This window comes from Marinomonas pontica (assembly GCF_026191375.1).
In the GTDB taxonomy this organism is placed as follows: Bacteria; Pseudomonadota; Gammaproteobacteria; order Pseudomonadales; family Marinomonadaceae; genus Marinomonas; species Marinomonas pontica.
Window position 1 is genome coordinate 79,305 of the sequence record NZ_JAODTL010000038.1, and the last position, 14,499, is coordinate 93,803.

General features: G+C 45.9%; 18 protein-coding genes. 4 read left to right on the top strand and 14 right to left on the bottom strand.

The features are described from left to right. Positions 1-39: 39 nt before the first annotated feature. The gene (locus N5P32_RS09510) at positions 40-411 is read right to left on the bottom strand and encodes a glutathione S-transferase N-terminal domain-containing protein (RefSeq protein WP_265728849.1); all 372 of its coding nucleotides are present in this window, start codon (positions 409-411) and stop codon (positions 40-42) included. Between the two features lie 174 nt (positions 412-585). On the opposite strand from N5P32_RS09510, the gene N5P32_RS09515 reads away from it, so the two are divergent. Next, the gene (locus N5P32_RS09515; protein WP_265728850.1) at positions 586-837 is read left to right on the top strand and encodes a TIGR03643 family protein; all 252 of its coding nucleotides are present in this window, start codon (positions 586-588) and stop codon (positions 835-837) included. Between the two features lie 240 nt (positions 838-1,077). On the opposite strand, the gene N5P32_RS09520 is transcribed toward N5P32_RS09515, so the two are convergent. Together N5P32_RS09520 and N5P32_RS09525 are read right to left on the bottom strand one after the other, a co-directional pair. Continuing rightward, positions 1,078-1,281 (bottom strand): RSP_7527 family protein, encoded by a 204-nt coding sequence (locus tag N5P32_RS09520; protein WP_265728851.1) that lies wholly within the window; start codon positions 1,279-1,281, stop codon positions 1,078-1,080. 153 nt (positions 1,282-1,434) lie between these two features. Beyond that, complete coding sequence (locus N5P32_RS09525) at positions 1,435-1,914, bottom strand: Lrp/AsnC family transcriptional regulator (protein ID WP_265728852.1); 480 nt, start codon at positions 1,912-1,914, stop codon at positions 1,435-1,437. Between the two features lie 137 nt (positions 1,915-2,051). Here N5P32_RS09525 and N5P32_RS09530 point away from each other — a divergent pair, with 137 nt between their 5' ends. Continuing rightward, positions 2,052-3,287, top strand: a complete 1,236-nt coding sequence (locus N5P32_RS09530; protein ID WP_265728853.1) for an aminotransferase class V-fold PLP-dependent enzyme — start codon at positions 2,052-2,054, stop codon at positions 3,285-3,287. Positions 3,288-3,333: 46 nt separating this feature from the next. Here the strand turns inward: N5P32_RS09530 and bluB are convergent, their stop codons facing one another. From bluB to N5P32_RS09550, 4 genes are all read right to left on the bottom strand, one after another. Further along, positions 3,334-3,999 (bottom strand): 5,6-dimethylbenzimidazole synthase, encoded by a 666-nt coding sequence (gene bluB, locus N5P32_RS09535; protein ID WP_265728854.1) that lies wholly within the window; start codon positions 3,997-3,999, stop codon positions 3,334-3,336. 124 nt (positions 4,000-4,123) lie between these two features. Continuing rightward, on the bottom strand, positions 4,124-4,645 hold the full coding sequence (locus N5P32_RS09540) for a hypothetical protein (protein WP_265728855.1): 522 nt from the start codon (positions 4,643-4,645) through the stop codon (positions 4,124-4,126). 98 nt (positions 4,646-4,743) lie between these two features. Further along, positions 4,744-6,510 carry a sodium:solute symporter family protein gene (locus N5P32_RS09545; RefSeq protein WP_265728856.1) on the bottom strand — a complete coding sequence of 589 codons (1,767 nt, stop codon included), beginning with the start codon at positions 6,508-6,510 and terminating at the stop codon, positions 4,744-4,746. Positions 6,511-6,515: 5 nt separating this feature from the next. Next, on the bottom strand, positions 6,516-6,776 hold the full coding sequence (locus tag N5P32_RS09550; RefSeq protein WP_012069154.1) for a DUF4212 domain-containing protein: 261 nt from the start codon (positions 6,774-6,776) through the stop codon (positions 6,516-6,518). 110 nt (positions 6,777-6,886) lie between these two features. Here N5P32_RS09550 and N5P32_RS09555 point away from each other — a divergent pair, with 110 nt between their 5' ends. Both N5P32_RS09555 and N5P32_RS09560 read left to right on the top strand, forming a co-directional pair. Further along, the gene (locus N5P32_RS09555) at positions 6,887-7,159 is read left to right on the top strand and encodes a DUF6500 family protein (RefSeq protein WP_265728857.1); all 273 of its coding nucleotides are present in this window, start codon (positions 6,887-6,889) and stop codon (positions 7,157-7,159) included. 117 nt (positions 7,160-7,276) lie between these two features. Further along, a complete protein-coding gene (locus N5P32_RS09560) occupies positions 7,277-7,675 on the top strand; it encodes an MOSC domain-containing protein (RefSeq protein ID WP_265728858.1) in 399 nt (132 codons plus the stop codon). Positions 7,676-7,723: 48 nt separating this feature from the next. Here the strand turns inward: N5P32_RS09560 and N5P32_RS09565 are convergent, their stop codons facing one another. From N5P32_RS09565 to N5P32_RS09595, 7 genes are all read right to left on the bottom strand, one after another. After that, positions 7,724-8,029 (bottom strand): hypothetical protein, encoded by a 306-nt coding sequence (locus tag N5P32_RS09565; RefSeq protein ID WP_265728859.1) that lies wholly within the window; start codon positions 8,027-8,029, stop codon positions 7,724-7,726. Beyond that, positions 7,983-9,401 (bottom strand): aminotransferase class V-fold PLP-dependent enzyme, encoded by a 1,419-nt coding sequence (locus N5P32_RS09570; RefSeq protein ID WP_265728860.1) that lies wholly within the window; start codon positions 9,399-9,401, stop codon positions 7,983-7,985. Before N5P32_RS09570 ends, N5P32_RS09565 begins: the two co-directional genes overlap by 47 nt. Positions 9,402-9,452: 51 nt before the next feature. Continuing rightward, positions 9,453-9,923: an Lrp/AsnC family transcriptional regulator gene (locus tag N5P32_RS09575; protein WP_265728861.1), complete on the bottom strand. Its 471-nt coding sequence runs from the start codon at positions 9,921-9,923 to the stop codon at positions 9,453-9,455. A 189-nt stretch (positions 9,924-10,112) separates the two neighbouring features. Further along, the gene (locus N5P32_RS09580; protein WP_265728862.1) at positions 10,113-10,484 is read right to left on the bottom strand and encodes an efflux RND transporter permease subunit; all 372 of its coding nucleotides are present in this window, start codon (positions 10,482-10,484) and stop codon (positions 10,113-10,115) included. Beyond that, positions 10,450-11,070 (bottom strand): efflux RND transporter permease subunit, encoded by a 621-nt coding sequence (locus N5P32_RS09585; RefSeq protein ID WP_265728863.1) that lies wholly within the window; start codon positions 11,068-11,070, stop codon positions 10,450-10,452. Before N5P32_RS09585 ends, N5P32_RS09580 begins: the two co-directional genes overlap by 35 nt. A gap of 63 nt (positions 11,071-11,133) precedes the next feature. Then, positions 11,134-13,377 (bottom strand): efflux RND transporter permease subunit, encoded by a 2,244-nt coding sequence (locus N5P32_RS09590; RefSeq protein WP_265728864.1) that lies wholly within the window; start codon positions 13,375-13,377, stop codon positions 11,134-11,136. Beyond that, the coding region (locus N5P32_RS09595) for an efflux RND transporter periplasmic adaptor subunit (RefSeq protein ID WP_265728865.1) at positions 13,374-14,499 on the bottom strand (1,126 nt) is incomplete at its 5' end. The genes N5P32_RS09590 and N5P32_RS09595, both read right to left, overlap by 4 nt.

Genomic DNA, 14,499 nt, shown 5'->3' on the forward strand with positions numbered 1-14,499 from the left:
TTTTTGCGTTATGTGTGAAAAATTTGACCTACTTTTGGATCAGGCAAAACGTTTTTCAAGATAACGAATGATTTCAGACGATTCATACAGCCATTCCACCTCGCCATCTTTTTCGATGCGTAAGCAAGGCACTTTTACTCGACCACCGCCTTCTAGTAACTCATCACGGAATGGTGAGCCTTCTGAAGCGCTGCGTTTTTCGATAGGCAGATTAAGTTTGTATATGGCGCGACGGGTTTTGATGCAGAAGGGACAAGCAAAAAACTGGTAAAGCGCCATGTTTTGGGCTTCTGCCTCTACAGATTGTTGTTTTTCTGCTGTGCGTTTTTGCTTTGATCCGCGAGTAAGGATATCGACGGTGGCAATGATAAGGCCTAAAAGATTTCGGATCAGTTTAATAAAAAGTTTCATATGGGTTACTCAGCTTCGCTAATGGGTCTTACAAAATGTTGGCGACATTCTAGCGGTAAAGTGTCCATTGTTTAAGTGTTCGTCATAAATTGTCATTCAAGACAGTTTGAGTCATCTCTTTTGTGAATCTATGCGTATTAGAGTCAACTGATTTTAGCAAGGGCAATACACGTTATGACATTGACGAACAGCGAAGCATCCAGAGTGATTGAAATGGCATGGGAAGACAGAACACCCTTTGAAGCCATTGAAAAACAGTTCGGCATGGGGGAAACACAAGTGATTCGCTTTATGAGACGTCACCTAAAACCCAATAGCTTTAAATTGTGGCGAGAGCGAGTGAGTGGTCGCCAGACCAAGCATTTACAGCTTCGTGACCCTGCTGTGAGTCGTGGTTATTGTCGGGCGCAATATAAACCAAGATGACTGTGGTCGAGTTTTTCTTAAATACATTCTGGGTTGGCATTAGTGAACCGTCTTTAATAAAGAAAACGACACCGAGCTAGCATGTTAGAGAATGACTGGAAGAAAAAGAAGGGGAGCAGGGAAGCGCTTAATGTTTTTATTCTAGCGCCATTTCCTGTTCAGAAGCTGGTTGGAATAAGCCAAAATATCTACGTTAGAAAGAGTAGACGCTTATCCAATATAGTCTGATTTACTGTGCGATTAAGCGTGTTGAGCAGAAGACGTTACTAGAGACGCTTTCAATTTTAGTACGGCTTTCTTAACGGCAACAACAGCAGAAGAGATACCAGCAACAATGTATTCTGCGCGTTCAGCGCGAGCAATGGCTTCGTATTTTTCAGCTTCAGTTAAGTAAGAAGTGTTAACGTTTTCTAGTAATTCAGCGATAGTTTGAGTGTTTTTCATGGTGTTTCCCTCATTTATGGTTGTTTCGATAAGCACCAAAACGTTTTCTGTTTTGATGCTTGTATAGTAGAAACTATGGGTAAATAAGACAAACGATAAAAAATACGCCTATACCTGAAAAAAACTAATCAATCGGATGGTTTTCTCATTTTGTCAGCATGAAGGTGTGTCTAGTGGGCTGCCATTTTGTTTGGCGGTATCCAATCGAATGTAGGACTTTGTACTGACAACATCAGCGTGTGCGTAGAGTTGCTTGACGACCAATTCAGTAAATTCGGTCATGTTTGTTGCGTATATTTCGACCATAAGGTCGACGTCTCCAGTGACGCCATGTACGTTGATTGCGGCACTTTGTTGTTGTAGAAAGCGCATTACATTGTCTCGAGCATTCAGGACATCTTTGCTGACGGTAACGAGTGTCCAAGCCATGACGCTATAGCCGAGCTTTTCATAGTTTATTTGTGCTCTGTAACCACTAATAATGTCCATTTCTTCTAAATGACGTAAGCGTCTTAAGCACTGAGATTGAGATAGGTTAATGGCCTCTGCTAATTGCGTGTTGCTCATGCGGCCATCTTTTTCCAATGCTTGGATTATTTTATAGTCGAGACGGTCTAAGGTGATTTCTTTCATAAAAGACTCATTAAAAACAAAAATCTTGTGTTAGCGTAAGTATTCTCTCGTAAAATGGCAAACAACTTGTGTGCCTTATTCTCTATACTTTGTTTTGTGAATCGCAGGTTTTAGACAATTTTATAGAGGTTAAGGCTATGGCAGTCTCGTTAGATTTAGCGTTTGTTCGCTCTCAGTTTCCCGCGTTTAAAGAGCCTTCTTTGGCTGGACAAGCCTTCTTTGATAATGCAGGCGGATCTTATGCTTGCCAGGCAGTGATTGATCATCTGGATCAATATTATCGAGAAACCAAACTTCAGCCCTACCACCTTCACCCTGCAGCACAAAAAGCCGGCGCTCAAATGGATTTAGCGCACGAGCGTTTGGCGTCTTATTTGAATGTCAGCAGTGGCAATGTGCATCTTGGTCCTTCTACCTCTCAGAACACTTATGTTTTGGCGCAAGCCTTCGGTAAGATTTTGAAAGCGGGTGATGAGATCATCGTAACCAATCAAGATCATGAAGCAAATATCGGAGTATGGCGTGCTTTGGCTACGCGCGGGGCGGTCATTAAAGAGTGGCAAGTGGATGCAAAAACCGGATCATTAAACCCGGATGATTTAGAGAAACTATTGACTGAGCACACTAAACTTCTGGCTTTTACCCACTGTTCCAATGTTGTTGCAGACATTAATCCTGTCGCAGACATTTGCGCGCGCGCAAAAGTGGCTGGCGTTGCCACATTGGTCGATGGCGTTTCTTTTGCTGGTCATGGTTTGCCAGATGTTGGTGCTTTGGGCGCAGATATTTACTTGTTCTCTCTTTACAAGGCCTATGGCACGCACCTTGGTGTTATGGTTATTCGAGATGACATGGCGGATAAACTCGGCAATCAGGCGCATTACTTTAATCAGGCTTATCGCCAAAAATGGTTTGTACCCGCGGGGCCTGATCACGCTCAAATAGCCGCGAGTCGTGGGGTGTTGGATTATTTTGATGCCTTGCACGATCATCACTTTGAGGCGACGGATTCTGTTGCCGAAAAAGCCCAGCGTGTGCGAAATTTGTTGCATGATGCGGAGCAAATCTTATTGGCTAAGCTGCTTAATTTTGTTGAGCAGCACCCCAAACTGACCTTGCTTGGAGGTGCTGATCCGACCAAAAGAGCCGCTACGGTGTCAATTATTCCTAAAGGTCAAACGGTTCAAGCATTCGCCCAGAAGCTGGTTGATCAAGGGATTATCTGCGGGGCAGGGCATTTTTATGCAGTGCGTCTATTAGAAGCCATGGGCGTGGACACAGAAACCGGCGTGGTTCGTTTGTCATTCGTGCATTATACCAGTGACGAAGAAATGGATCAGTTGATTCATGCGTTGAACGTCGCGCTTAATTGAAATCCAATACGATAAGGCGGATGAATGTCATCCGCCTTGCGTGTCATTATTTTGGTTTATGCGACTTTGTTTCTTGCCAAGATTCATAATGAACCGCTGAGCTAACGTCTCTTCTGGGAAGCCATCCTGCTCTTTCTAGGTCGGGCGTGTCATGAAATGTCTCTACATAACCGACGCATAAATACGCAATGATATCGATGGACTCGGGGATGTTGAGCGTGTCGCGTATGACTTTATCGTGGACGATGCTCACCCAACCAACGCCCAGGTTTTCCGCTCTCGCCGCTAACCATAAGTTTTGTACCGCGCACACGGCGCTAAATAAATCCATTTCTGGCTTGGCAGTTCGCCCTAGTACGACAGAGCCTGTTCTGCTGCGATCACATGTAATGCAAATGCCCAATGGCGCTTCTTCAATCCCTTCTAATTTTAGGCTTTTATATTGCGTTTGACGCTCACCTTCGAACAGTTCTGTGGCTTCTGCGTGCGCTTGCAGGAATCCTTGTTTGATTTGGTTTTTGGATTCTGGTTTGGTGACAAGGATGAAGTCCCAAGGCTGCATGAAACCAACACTGGGGGCATGGTGTGCGGCCAGTAAAACACGCTCTAAAACGTCATTTGGAATAGGGTCGGGTTTGAATTCTCGGCGAACATCACGACGCGAAAAAATTGTTTTGTAGACCGCGTCTCGTTCTTCTTGGCTGATGTTCATAATAATCGACTTTCGCTCGTGGAAAAGCCGATATTATGGTGGTTTCTGACGTCTGATACCAATGAGGAAAGCGCAGGTTAAAAAGAGCGATATTGAATTTGCGCTTTTGCTCGTTAATAGAGGATTATGCCTGATTACCGCAAACCGCTTTTATCAATGGGTCATCATTTTCAAGAGCATGCCATGTAGATTGAGTGTCTGTGGAAGATTTCGCAGTGAAGGTCTGGGTAAAATCCGCTCTTGCTGACTGGACACAATCAACAATTTGGGGAACACGCTTCGCCATGTGACGACGCTCAAAGAAATATAAATCAACAAGCACGAGGTTTGGGTCAATTTTATTAACGGCTGAATTAGCAACATCGGCTGCGATAAAGCGAACGGTTTGAGGAAAAACGTAACTCCATGGGCGCCATGGGGCTTCTTCTTGAACGGCTTTTACTACCACTACGCCTTCTGGCAGTAAACCGGCTTGATGATCATACCAGTCGTATTCTCCTTGAATTTGGAACCCTAACATTGCGGTTCCTGCAAATACGGGAACCAGCCATTTTGGGGCAGTTTGTTTGGTGATTTTTCTCAACAACAGGGCAATACCCGCGCCGCCAATACCAGCAAAAACGGTAGCAATGAGTTCCCAAAACATAAGCGCTCTCTTTTTGATCTTGAGTGGATTCTTATTATAAGGAAGTCGGGCCTCACAACATAGTAAGGCCCGATTTTAATGCAAGTGCGTGTTAGATCTTAATGATCAACGGCACCGCCTGCACCTTGAGGGTAACGAACACTTTCAACAAGGTCTTGGATTTCTTTTGGTGGTGGAGGCGTCATAGAAGACACGATGAACGCAACCGCGAAGTTAATCACTGCACCAATAGCACCGAATGACAACGGCGACACTCCGAATAACCAATTGTCTGGTGTGTTAGCGAAAGACGCTGTACCTGGGATGAAGAACCAACCTAGGAACAAGAAAATGTATACCAAGGTAGAAATCAAACCAGCTAGCATACCGGCTACAGCACCCGTGCTGTTTATGCGTTTAGAGAAGATACCCATCATCAACGCAGGGAAAATAGAAGCCGCAGCAATACCAAAGGCCAACGCTACTACTTGAGCCGCGAAGCCTGGTGGATTCATCCCGAGATACGTTGCCACAACAATGGCGACGAACATGGATATCCTAGCGGCTCGCAATTCTCCTTTGTCAGTGATATTGGGGTTAATCGAGCCTTTGATTAAGTCATGACTGATCGCGGACGATATAGCCAATAACAAACCCGCTGCCGTAGAGAGCGCCGCCGCAAGACCACCTGCAGCGATCAAACCAATAACCCAACCAGGAAGGTTCGCAATTTCAGGGTTTGCCAATACAAGGATATCTCGGTTAACGACTAACTCATTGCCTTCCCATCCACGAGCGGTTGCTTCGTCTTTGAATGCTGGCACATCGTTATAGAATTGAACGCGGCCATCGCCGTTTTTATCTTCAAACTTGATTAAACCTGTTGTTTCCCAAGTTTGTACCCAATCAGGTCGCTCTGAGTACTCGATAGGGGCTTCTGTTGGCCCAGAAGGGTAGATAGTGGTCAATAGATTCAAGCGAGCCATAGACGCAACAGCTGGTGCTGTTAGGTATAACAAGGCGATGAATACTAGTGCCCAACCAGCAGACCAACGAGCGTCAGCTACTTTAGGAACGGTGAAGAAACGAATGATAACGTGTGGCAGGCCTGCTGTACCTATCATCAATGACAGTGTGAACAGAACCATGTTTAGTTTGTTATCTACGTCCGCGGTGTAATCTTGGAAGCCCAGTTCTCGTACTACTTCATCCAGTTTTTGCAACAATGGCATACCAGATTCTGTATGGTTAGAGAAAAGACCGATAGCAGGAATAAACGTATCAGTCAGCTGCAAGGAGATGAAAACAGCTGGGATAGTGTAGGCTATGATCAACACAACATACTGTGCAACCTGAGTGTAAGTGATACCTTTCATACCGCCTAATACTGCATAGAAGAATACAACAATCGCAGCAATGATAAGGCCAGTGTTGTTATCGACTTCTAAGAAGCGAGAGAAGGCTACACCCGCACCAGTCATTTGACCGATAACGTAAGTAACGGAAGCAATGATCAAACAAGCCACGGCAACCAAACGAGCGGTGCTACTATAGAAACGATCACCAATGAAATCTGGCACGGTAAATTTACCAAACTTACGTAAGTAAGGTGCTAGAAGCATGGCAAGTAATACGTAACCACCAGTCCAACCCATCAAATAAGCTGAATTAGCGTAACCTGCGGCAGCAATTAAGCCTGCCATAGAAATGAAGGAGGCTGCTGACATCCAGTCTGCTGCTGTTGCCATACCGTTTAGTACGGGATGAACTCCACCACCGGCCACATAGAATTCTTTTGTTGATCCGGCGCGAGCCCAGAATGCAATACCGAAGTAAAGCGCAAAGGAACCACCGACGAAAAGTAAATTGATAGTAAATTGATCCATGCGACTTACTCCTGAAGGCCAAATTCTTCATCAAGCTTGTTCATTCTCCAAGCGTAGAAGAAGGTCAAAGCGATGAATACAAGAATGGAACCTTGCTGAGCGAACCAGAAGCCTAAATCAGCACCTCCGATCATAATGCCTGAGAGCATGGGACGAAGTAGGATAGCGCAGCCATAAGAGGCTAGCGCCCAAACCACTAAGCTGCCTAGTATCAGCCTTAGGTTTGCTTGCCAGTATTTTTCTGCATTAATATTATGATCTGACATGGTAGATCTCCTTATAATTATTTTTATACGCCCTGTTAATTTAGCAGGCAGTCGATAGATAAGAAGTCAGACTTTAGTCGCATAGGGTGATTTTTAAACGATATAAGGCAATGCGAGATTCACGCAATGCCGTTTTTCAAAAAGAAGGAATGGAAGTGAATACAAAGATTAAACAAAAGATTCTGTCGGTTTGTGCGGAAAAAATTAAACAAAAAGGCGAAGGGGTTCAAGTATCGTTTTACGCCTTTTTTGCCAATAAAAACGACGATCCCATAACCTTGATGGAAATTGCCCGCTGGTGGATAGAAGAGCATCAGTTAAATCACTTTGAAAAAGCCACCAAGATTTACGCCATGGTGGAAGATCTGAATGACAGTTTTTAATCACCTATGCCATACTCAATTCGCAATAATCTTGTCTTAGGAGACAAAGGGTGATTCAAGCAATTTTCGTGTCGAAAAAATCCAAGCAATCGCAGATAGGCATTCGATGCCGTTAAAGTGGATGCGGGGAAAGGCATCGTAGGCGATCGATACTATGGTAAGAAAGGCACAGACGGTCCAAATATTACGTTTGTTGAAAGTGAAGAGATCGCTGCCTTTAATGCTAACTTCGCACAAAGAGTTGGCCTTTCAGCGACCAGAAGAAACATAGTGACCCAAGGTGTGCGGTTGAATCAGCTAGTAGGGCAAGAATTCTCGATCGGCGATGTTCGCTTTTATGGTGTCGAATTGTGTGAGCCCTGTGGCTCGTTAGGAAAATCTCTTGCCAACGATTCGATATCATCATCACAAGTGGTTAGAGCTTGGCTGCATCGTGGTGGTTTAAGAGCCAATGTCTTAAGCACTGGCATTTTGCGTACAGGCATGCAGTTTAATTTGATCCAGAAGAAAGCCTAATCGTCTCATCTGGATCGTATCTTAATACCTCAAAAAAAATCCGCTTGATTAAACAAGATCCTCAGCCAACACGAAGCGTTTAATGTCGTTGAACTCTTTGTTAAATGGCTGTGTTTGTCGTGTGTATTTCCCTGCTAGACAGTCTCTTACAATCACTTTGGCTTGTTTTAGATAAGTGTGTTTATCTTCCGTTCTATCTGTTGTTTGCTCTGTCTGTGGTTGCTGTGCTTCTGTTTGCAAGAACAATAGCTCGTTAAGCGACTTAGGTGTTGGTTTGCCCTTGAAGCGCCATAAATCCGCAGTTTGATCATAAGCGTAGTAAGGCAATAACGTGGGTGCCGTGTTTCGCGACAAAATCGATAGCGTCCAAAATAAACATCGCTTCTGCATCGTCTAAGAAGTAATTCAAATTGAAGCGAACCCAACCCGGTTTTACGAGTTTCTCACCTTGTTTCAATGCTACTTGAATGCGCTCTGATTCCGTTTTGTCTATGCCTAAAAGCTGGTGGCCGTAAGGTCCTGCACAGGAACAACCGCCGCGAACTTGAATACCAAACATGTCATTTAATAGCGCGGTGACAAAGCCATGATGTAAATAACCCCATTCGGTTTTGATACGAAATGCGGTAATCGATAAACGATCTGCCTCTGCGTGGCCCAAGCGTTCGATATTTGGTTGCTGCTGCCAATGCTTGTCGATGAGTTGCACAAGTTCGTGCTCACGAGTTTCGATGGCTTTTTCGCCAACCGCTTGTTTGAGCTGGAACACTAATCCTGCGCGAATCGATTCAATGATACTTGGTGTGCCGCCTTCTTCTCTGCGTTCGCCCACGGGCAAAAAGGTATGATCATTCGGTGTCACAAAAGACACGGTTCCACCGCCTACATTGCTTGGTATTTGGTTGTCGATGATGGCTTTTTTGACGACTAAAATTCCTGGAGTACCTGGGCCGCCGATGAATTTATGAGTAGAGAAAAAGATCGCATCTTTGGCAAGAGCGGGGTCTGAACTTGGATTCATGTCCAATTTGACGTAAGGCGCAGCGGCGGCAAAATCCCAAAAAGACAGAGCGTGATAGCGATGAAGTAAGCTGGTAATGGCGTCTTGATTACATAAAATTCCTGTGACGTTCGATGCCGCGCTAAAGCTGCCTATGAGGCGTTTATCTTGGTTCGCCTGTAATTGACTTTCTAGAGTAACCAAACATACGCCACCGTCTTTAGATTCAGGAATTCTAATCACCTCAATGCCCAATTCACGCCACGGTAATTCATTGGAATGGTGCTCATAAGGACCAATAAAAACGCACACTTCAGATTTTTCAGATTCGCTCAATTGGCGCAATCCAATTTGGCTAATTAAGGTATTAATCGCGCTGGTGGCGCCGCTACCGCAGAATATCACCAAGTCATCTATTGACGCGTTAACGGCTTCTCGGATTTGCAGGCGAGCTTGTTCGCGAAAGGCGGTGGTTTGTTGGCCGGTGGCGTTGGCTTCGGTGTGCGTATTGGCGTAAAGCGGCAGCACATGATGACGAATGGCGTCTTCGATAAAATCGAGACTGCGGCCCGATGCGGTGTAGTCAGCGTAGGTGAGCGTTTTTACGCCAAATGGCGTGTGTATTTGCGTGTCTTTTCCTATGATGCCGTCACGTATACGGGCGAATAAAGTCTCAGTATTAGATTGGGGTTGCTTGGTTGTATTTTCAGCGGCAGCAATGGACATCACTTTTTCCTCATTTGGCTGGCCGCATCAATACACTTGTTCGTTCGCTGCTTACTCTTTTGGGTTAGGCAAGGGCAACTGAGTTGTCCACTTGATCTGCTCCATGGCGAAGTTTGAGGTGACGTCGGTTAATGCGGTGGCACTAATTAATCGTTTATAAAATTTGTCGTAGGCTGGTATGTCTTTTACCAGTACGCGAAGCAAATAATCGTATTCTCCCGCCATGCGGTAAAACTCCACCACCTCAGGAAATTCCGCCACAACGCGAGCAAATTCCTCAGCCCAATTTGCATCGTGCTGGTTGGTTTTAACCTGTACAAAAACGGAAACACCAAGGCCAAGTTTGTCGGCGTCTAACAGCGCAACACGACGCTTAATAAAACCGGCATTTTCTAGCTTTTGAACGCGTCGCCAACAAGGGGTTTTTGATAGGCCAACGTGCTTCGCCATAGACTCTGTGGAAATACTATCATCACTTTGAATTAAGGCAAGCAGTTGCAAGTCAACGTCATCTAAGTGCATTTTGTTCTCTTATTGTATTTAAATTTAGAATGTGGTTTCGTATTGTGGTGGTTTTTTTATTGTTCTGCAACTTGGTTCCTGATTTGGACGAATAAGCGAAATGAAGTCACAAGGCTTGTCTTGAAAATAAAACAAAAAAAAGCGTATTTTTTTCAAAATACGCTTGGATTTTCCTGCTTCTACATCATTTTACGGCTGGTCGGATGAGCTCGCTAAGGGGCTGGTATGCTTTAGGCGAGCAATTAACTCGTGAATATCTTCTTTGATCATTAATAAAACAGGAATCAAAATCAGCGTAATCACAGTGGCAAACATGATGCCGTAAGCGAGGGAAACCGCAGCAGGAATGAGCATTTGTGCTTGTCTTGAGGTCTCCCACAGAATAGGGATCAGGCCGGCAAAGGTAGTAAATGACGTCAGCAGTACAGCGCGTAACCGACTACGACATGCCAAGCTAATGGCTTTTTTTACATGACTGGTTTCGTAGCGTAGATCATTAAAACGAGACACGAGCAGCAAGCTGTCGTTAACCACCACGCCGCTCAAAGCCAAAAATCCCATTCAGAGAGAAAATCCCCAGCGCAAGATTGTTCATCCAGTGGCCTAATAAAGCACCGATGATGCCGAATGGAATGGCCATCATGATGATCAGTGGTTGCGAGTAAGATTTGAGCGGAATGGCAAGCAAACCATAAATGATCAGCAAGGCAATGAGGAACATTTCAGACATGGACGATTGTGTTTTCTCTCTTTGTTCCGCTTCTCCTGAGAAATAAATAGACACTCCCGCAAATTGGCGTTTCATCTGCGGTACAACGGCATTTTGTAAGTATTCGACGACCTCGGTGGACGACATGGTGTCTTTATCGACTTCGGCAGACAAGTACAACGAACGTTTACCGTCAATTCGAATAATGCGCGTTTCAGCGTCTTGTTGTGACAGTGTTGCCACGGTTGAAAGCGGAACTCGCGTGCCGTCTTCTAACACTACCTTGGTGTTCATCACAGCGGCAGGAGACTCTTTTTGATCACCGGGATAACCTACGTGAACTTCCACTTCAGAGTTATCGCGCTGGTACTTTTGCACGACTTGGACCGTCAAAGCTGCGTGATACTTGAGTGGCGAGATCGCTGGTTGATAATCCAAGCAAGCGACCTTGGTGCGGTGAGTTGTAGGATGAGTCTGGATTCTGTAGGGGCATTGTTTTGTTCAACCCCTGTTACCGCGGGCAGTGATTTCTAGTTGCTTTAATAACGCTTGCATCGAGCCATCTAAGACGCTGCTGTCGTTACCGCGTAACTCTATTCGCAGGGCATCGACGGTTTCGCGAGCGCTGCGAATACGCAGGTTTTTAACGCCTTCTGGCATGCCCGAAAGCTGTTGCCACTCACTGGCAAACTGCGCCGATGTGTATGGGCGATTATCGTCCAGTTCAATACGAATGTTTCCAGATTGGTCATCGCTTTTGCGGTTACTTGGATGTTCTTGATCGCCACATCGCCTTTGGGTTTTGATGGTGTGTTTGGTTGCGACGCATTTGGTTGTGATGCATTTGTTTTTGAGGAACTGGTGGATCTCAGCACTGCCAGCCGCCGGTCGTTTTCGGTCGTTATTCCCGCTGCGCAACGCGATATCAGCGAGGTAGGCTTTTTGTTCCAGTTCCAGCAATACTTTGTTGGTTTGCCCATAACTGACGTCGTTGTACATGGTCAGCTCGCCCCGTACTGTATCGCCCGGAATTTGAGGGAAAAAGCTCATGCGAATCACACCGGTGAGAGGCATAGAGATCACCAGTGCGAAAATCGCGATGAAAAACACACAGACGGCGTACCGATGAGTTAATGCAAGATCAATGGTTGGGCGATAAATGCGTTCGCTGAACCATTGTAGTCCGCTGTCGGCACCTTGTTGAACCATCGCCCACGCTTTAGACAGTGGGTTAGTACGAGTCGATTTTTGGGTGTTGATGTGCGCCAAGTGCGCAGGCAAGATGATTTTGGATTCGATGACCGACAGAATCAAACAGATCGCCACCACCGTTGCAAATTGAGAGTACAGTTGCCCCAGACGCCCTTCGATATTGGATAACGCCCAAAACGCTGCCACTGTGGTAAATACACCGAATAAGGTGGGGATGGCGACCATTAAAGTGCCTTTGATGGTGTTGCCGATGGTGTCGCCTTCTTGGGAGCGAACGGTATACACACTTTCTCCAACGACAACCGCGTCGTCAACCACAATGCCCAGCGCCATGATGAAGCCAAATGTGGTAAACATATTTAATGTTAAGCCAACACTTTCCGTCCCCATAAAAAATAAGGTACCAAAGAAAATAAAGGGCAAGCCCATAGCAACCCAAAACGCGACGGTGACGTTCAGGAAAATCGCCAGCAAAATAAACACCAGCAGAACACCTGTGATGGCGTTTTCTACCATCAACTCTAAGCGTTGATTAATGGACTCGCTGCGGTCATACCAGGTGCCTAATTTGACATTGGCGGGCAATCTCCCGCTGTCTTCCCAATCCTGAATAACCGCTTTGGCGCCAATAACCGAGTTGGATATGTCGCTTTTTCCGGTGGTTAGCACCTGAATGCCCAAGCTGTTTTGTCGATTAAAGCGAGACAGCACGAAGTCATCTTCATCAAACGTGTCGCGTATGTTGGCGATGTCGCCCAATAGTAGTTTGCCACCTGCCGTGTTTGATTGAACAGGAATGCGCGCGAACTCACTTTTGATATAGGCTTGTTCAGACGCACTGATGGTTAGGTAGATGTTTTCATCGCGCAGGGTGGCAACTTGCGCCGGAGAGGATTCTGCATTGATCGCTGTGGCAATGTCTGACAGGGTCAGTCCGTAAGATTCGAGTTTATTCTTATCAACGTCAATTAGGATGGTTGGGTCTAACCAACCCGACACCGACGTGGCACTGATGTTTTCATTGGCGAGTAAGTCGGACTCTAACTCAAGGGTGAGCTTTTGCAATGTGCGTCGATCAGCCTCACCGTAAAGCTGAATCCAAATAGAGTGTTCTTCTCGAGTCGCCTTGGTGACAACGGCTGGATCCGCTTCGTCTGGTAATGACGATATTTGATCGACTTTGTCCTTCACGTCGTTGAATAGTGTGTCCATGTCATAACCATCCAGCATTTCGATGCTCGTGCTGGTGGCGCTGGCGGTGGACGACGTCGTGATGGTTTTTATCCCTGAAACGCCTTGCAGTGCTTCTTCGATAGGAATCGCAATGCCTTCTTCGTTTTCTTTCGCGGATCCACTGTCATTACTCACCGAAATGGCTACTCGGTTTGGCGTCAGGCTTGGAAACGCTTCTTTGTTGATAGACCCCATGTTTAAGACGCCGAGACTGATGACCAGAATCAACAGTAGATTGGCCGCAACCGGGTTATTGGCAAACCAAGGAATGATGCCTTTGGGTTGGTCTATTGGGGTCATTGTTTCGTGCCTTTATTTGCCGGGTTAGAAGCATTCAGTGATTTGACGAGCGTGCCTTTGAGGTAGCTGTTGTAAGGCTGAATAATGACTTGATAGGCTTTGTCGCGCATATTGTTAGGGACTTGAATGTAAACAAATTGGCCATCGACAAAGCGAGGCGTGGTTTCAAATGCCGCCAAACGGCTGTTTTCGTCTATGTACCAGATTTCGCTCTTCTGACTTAACGCGGTGTTTGGCAATCGCCATAAGTTATCAAGCTGCTTACCTTGAATTGTGATTTCGACAAACGCACCAGGCAGCAATGCTGGCGACTGGCTGAGTGGTTTATCAAGGCTAACGAATAGACTGCGCATGCGAGTGGTTTCATCGATGTGTTGGTTTACGCTGAGTATTTTGCCTTGCCAAGTGTGGTTATCATCGACACTGGCGATACGAGCTGGCCAGTCATTTTGTAGTAAGGTTTTGGTATCGGGAAGCTTTAACCAATCGTTATTTGAAAGGTCAATTTGTATTTCGGCTCGATCCACGCTGTACAGTGTGCCGACTTCGCTGCCGGAACTCATGTACGAACCCAGAGAAATATTGCGATCGACTATTAACGCATCAAATGGTGCGACCAATTTGGTGTGTTGAAGTTTTGTTTTGGCGTTATTTAGTGCGGCTTTTGCGGCTTCCAATTCGGCCTTTGCGGCCGCGAGTTGTGGCATGCGCAATACGAGGTCGGAGTCTGGATCACCATTGAAACCGGCTGCTTCCCATTCGGCTCTGGCTTGTTCACCTTGTCGTACTTCTTCTTTGAGCGCCAATTCTGCCGCTGCTAAGGTATTTTCCGCGCTGGCCACGTCACTGTTCAGTTCGGTGTTTTGTAATACCGCCAAAACATGGCCTTTTTTTACCACCTGACCGGCTTCGAATACGGGCGACAAACGCGTTATTTCTCCACTGACTTGGGTTGTCAGTGTTAATGCGTAACGTGTTTTCACAATTCCCGACGCTTTGATGGTGGCAGAATAGCTGCCTGTGTTGGTGGTCATGGTTGAAATTTCGATGGCTTGTTCCGGTGTCGCGGGCCGCGGTGTTTGCACTCTGTTTTTTTGTGCTTCGATGGCGCCGGTCACATAA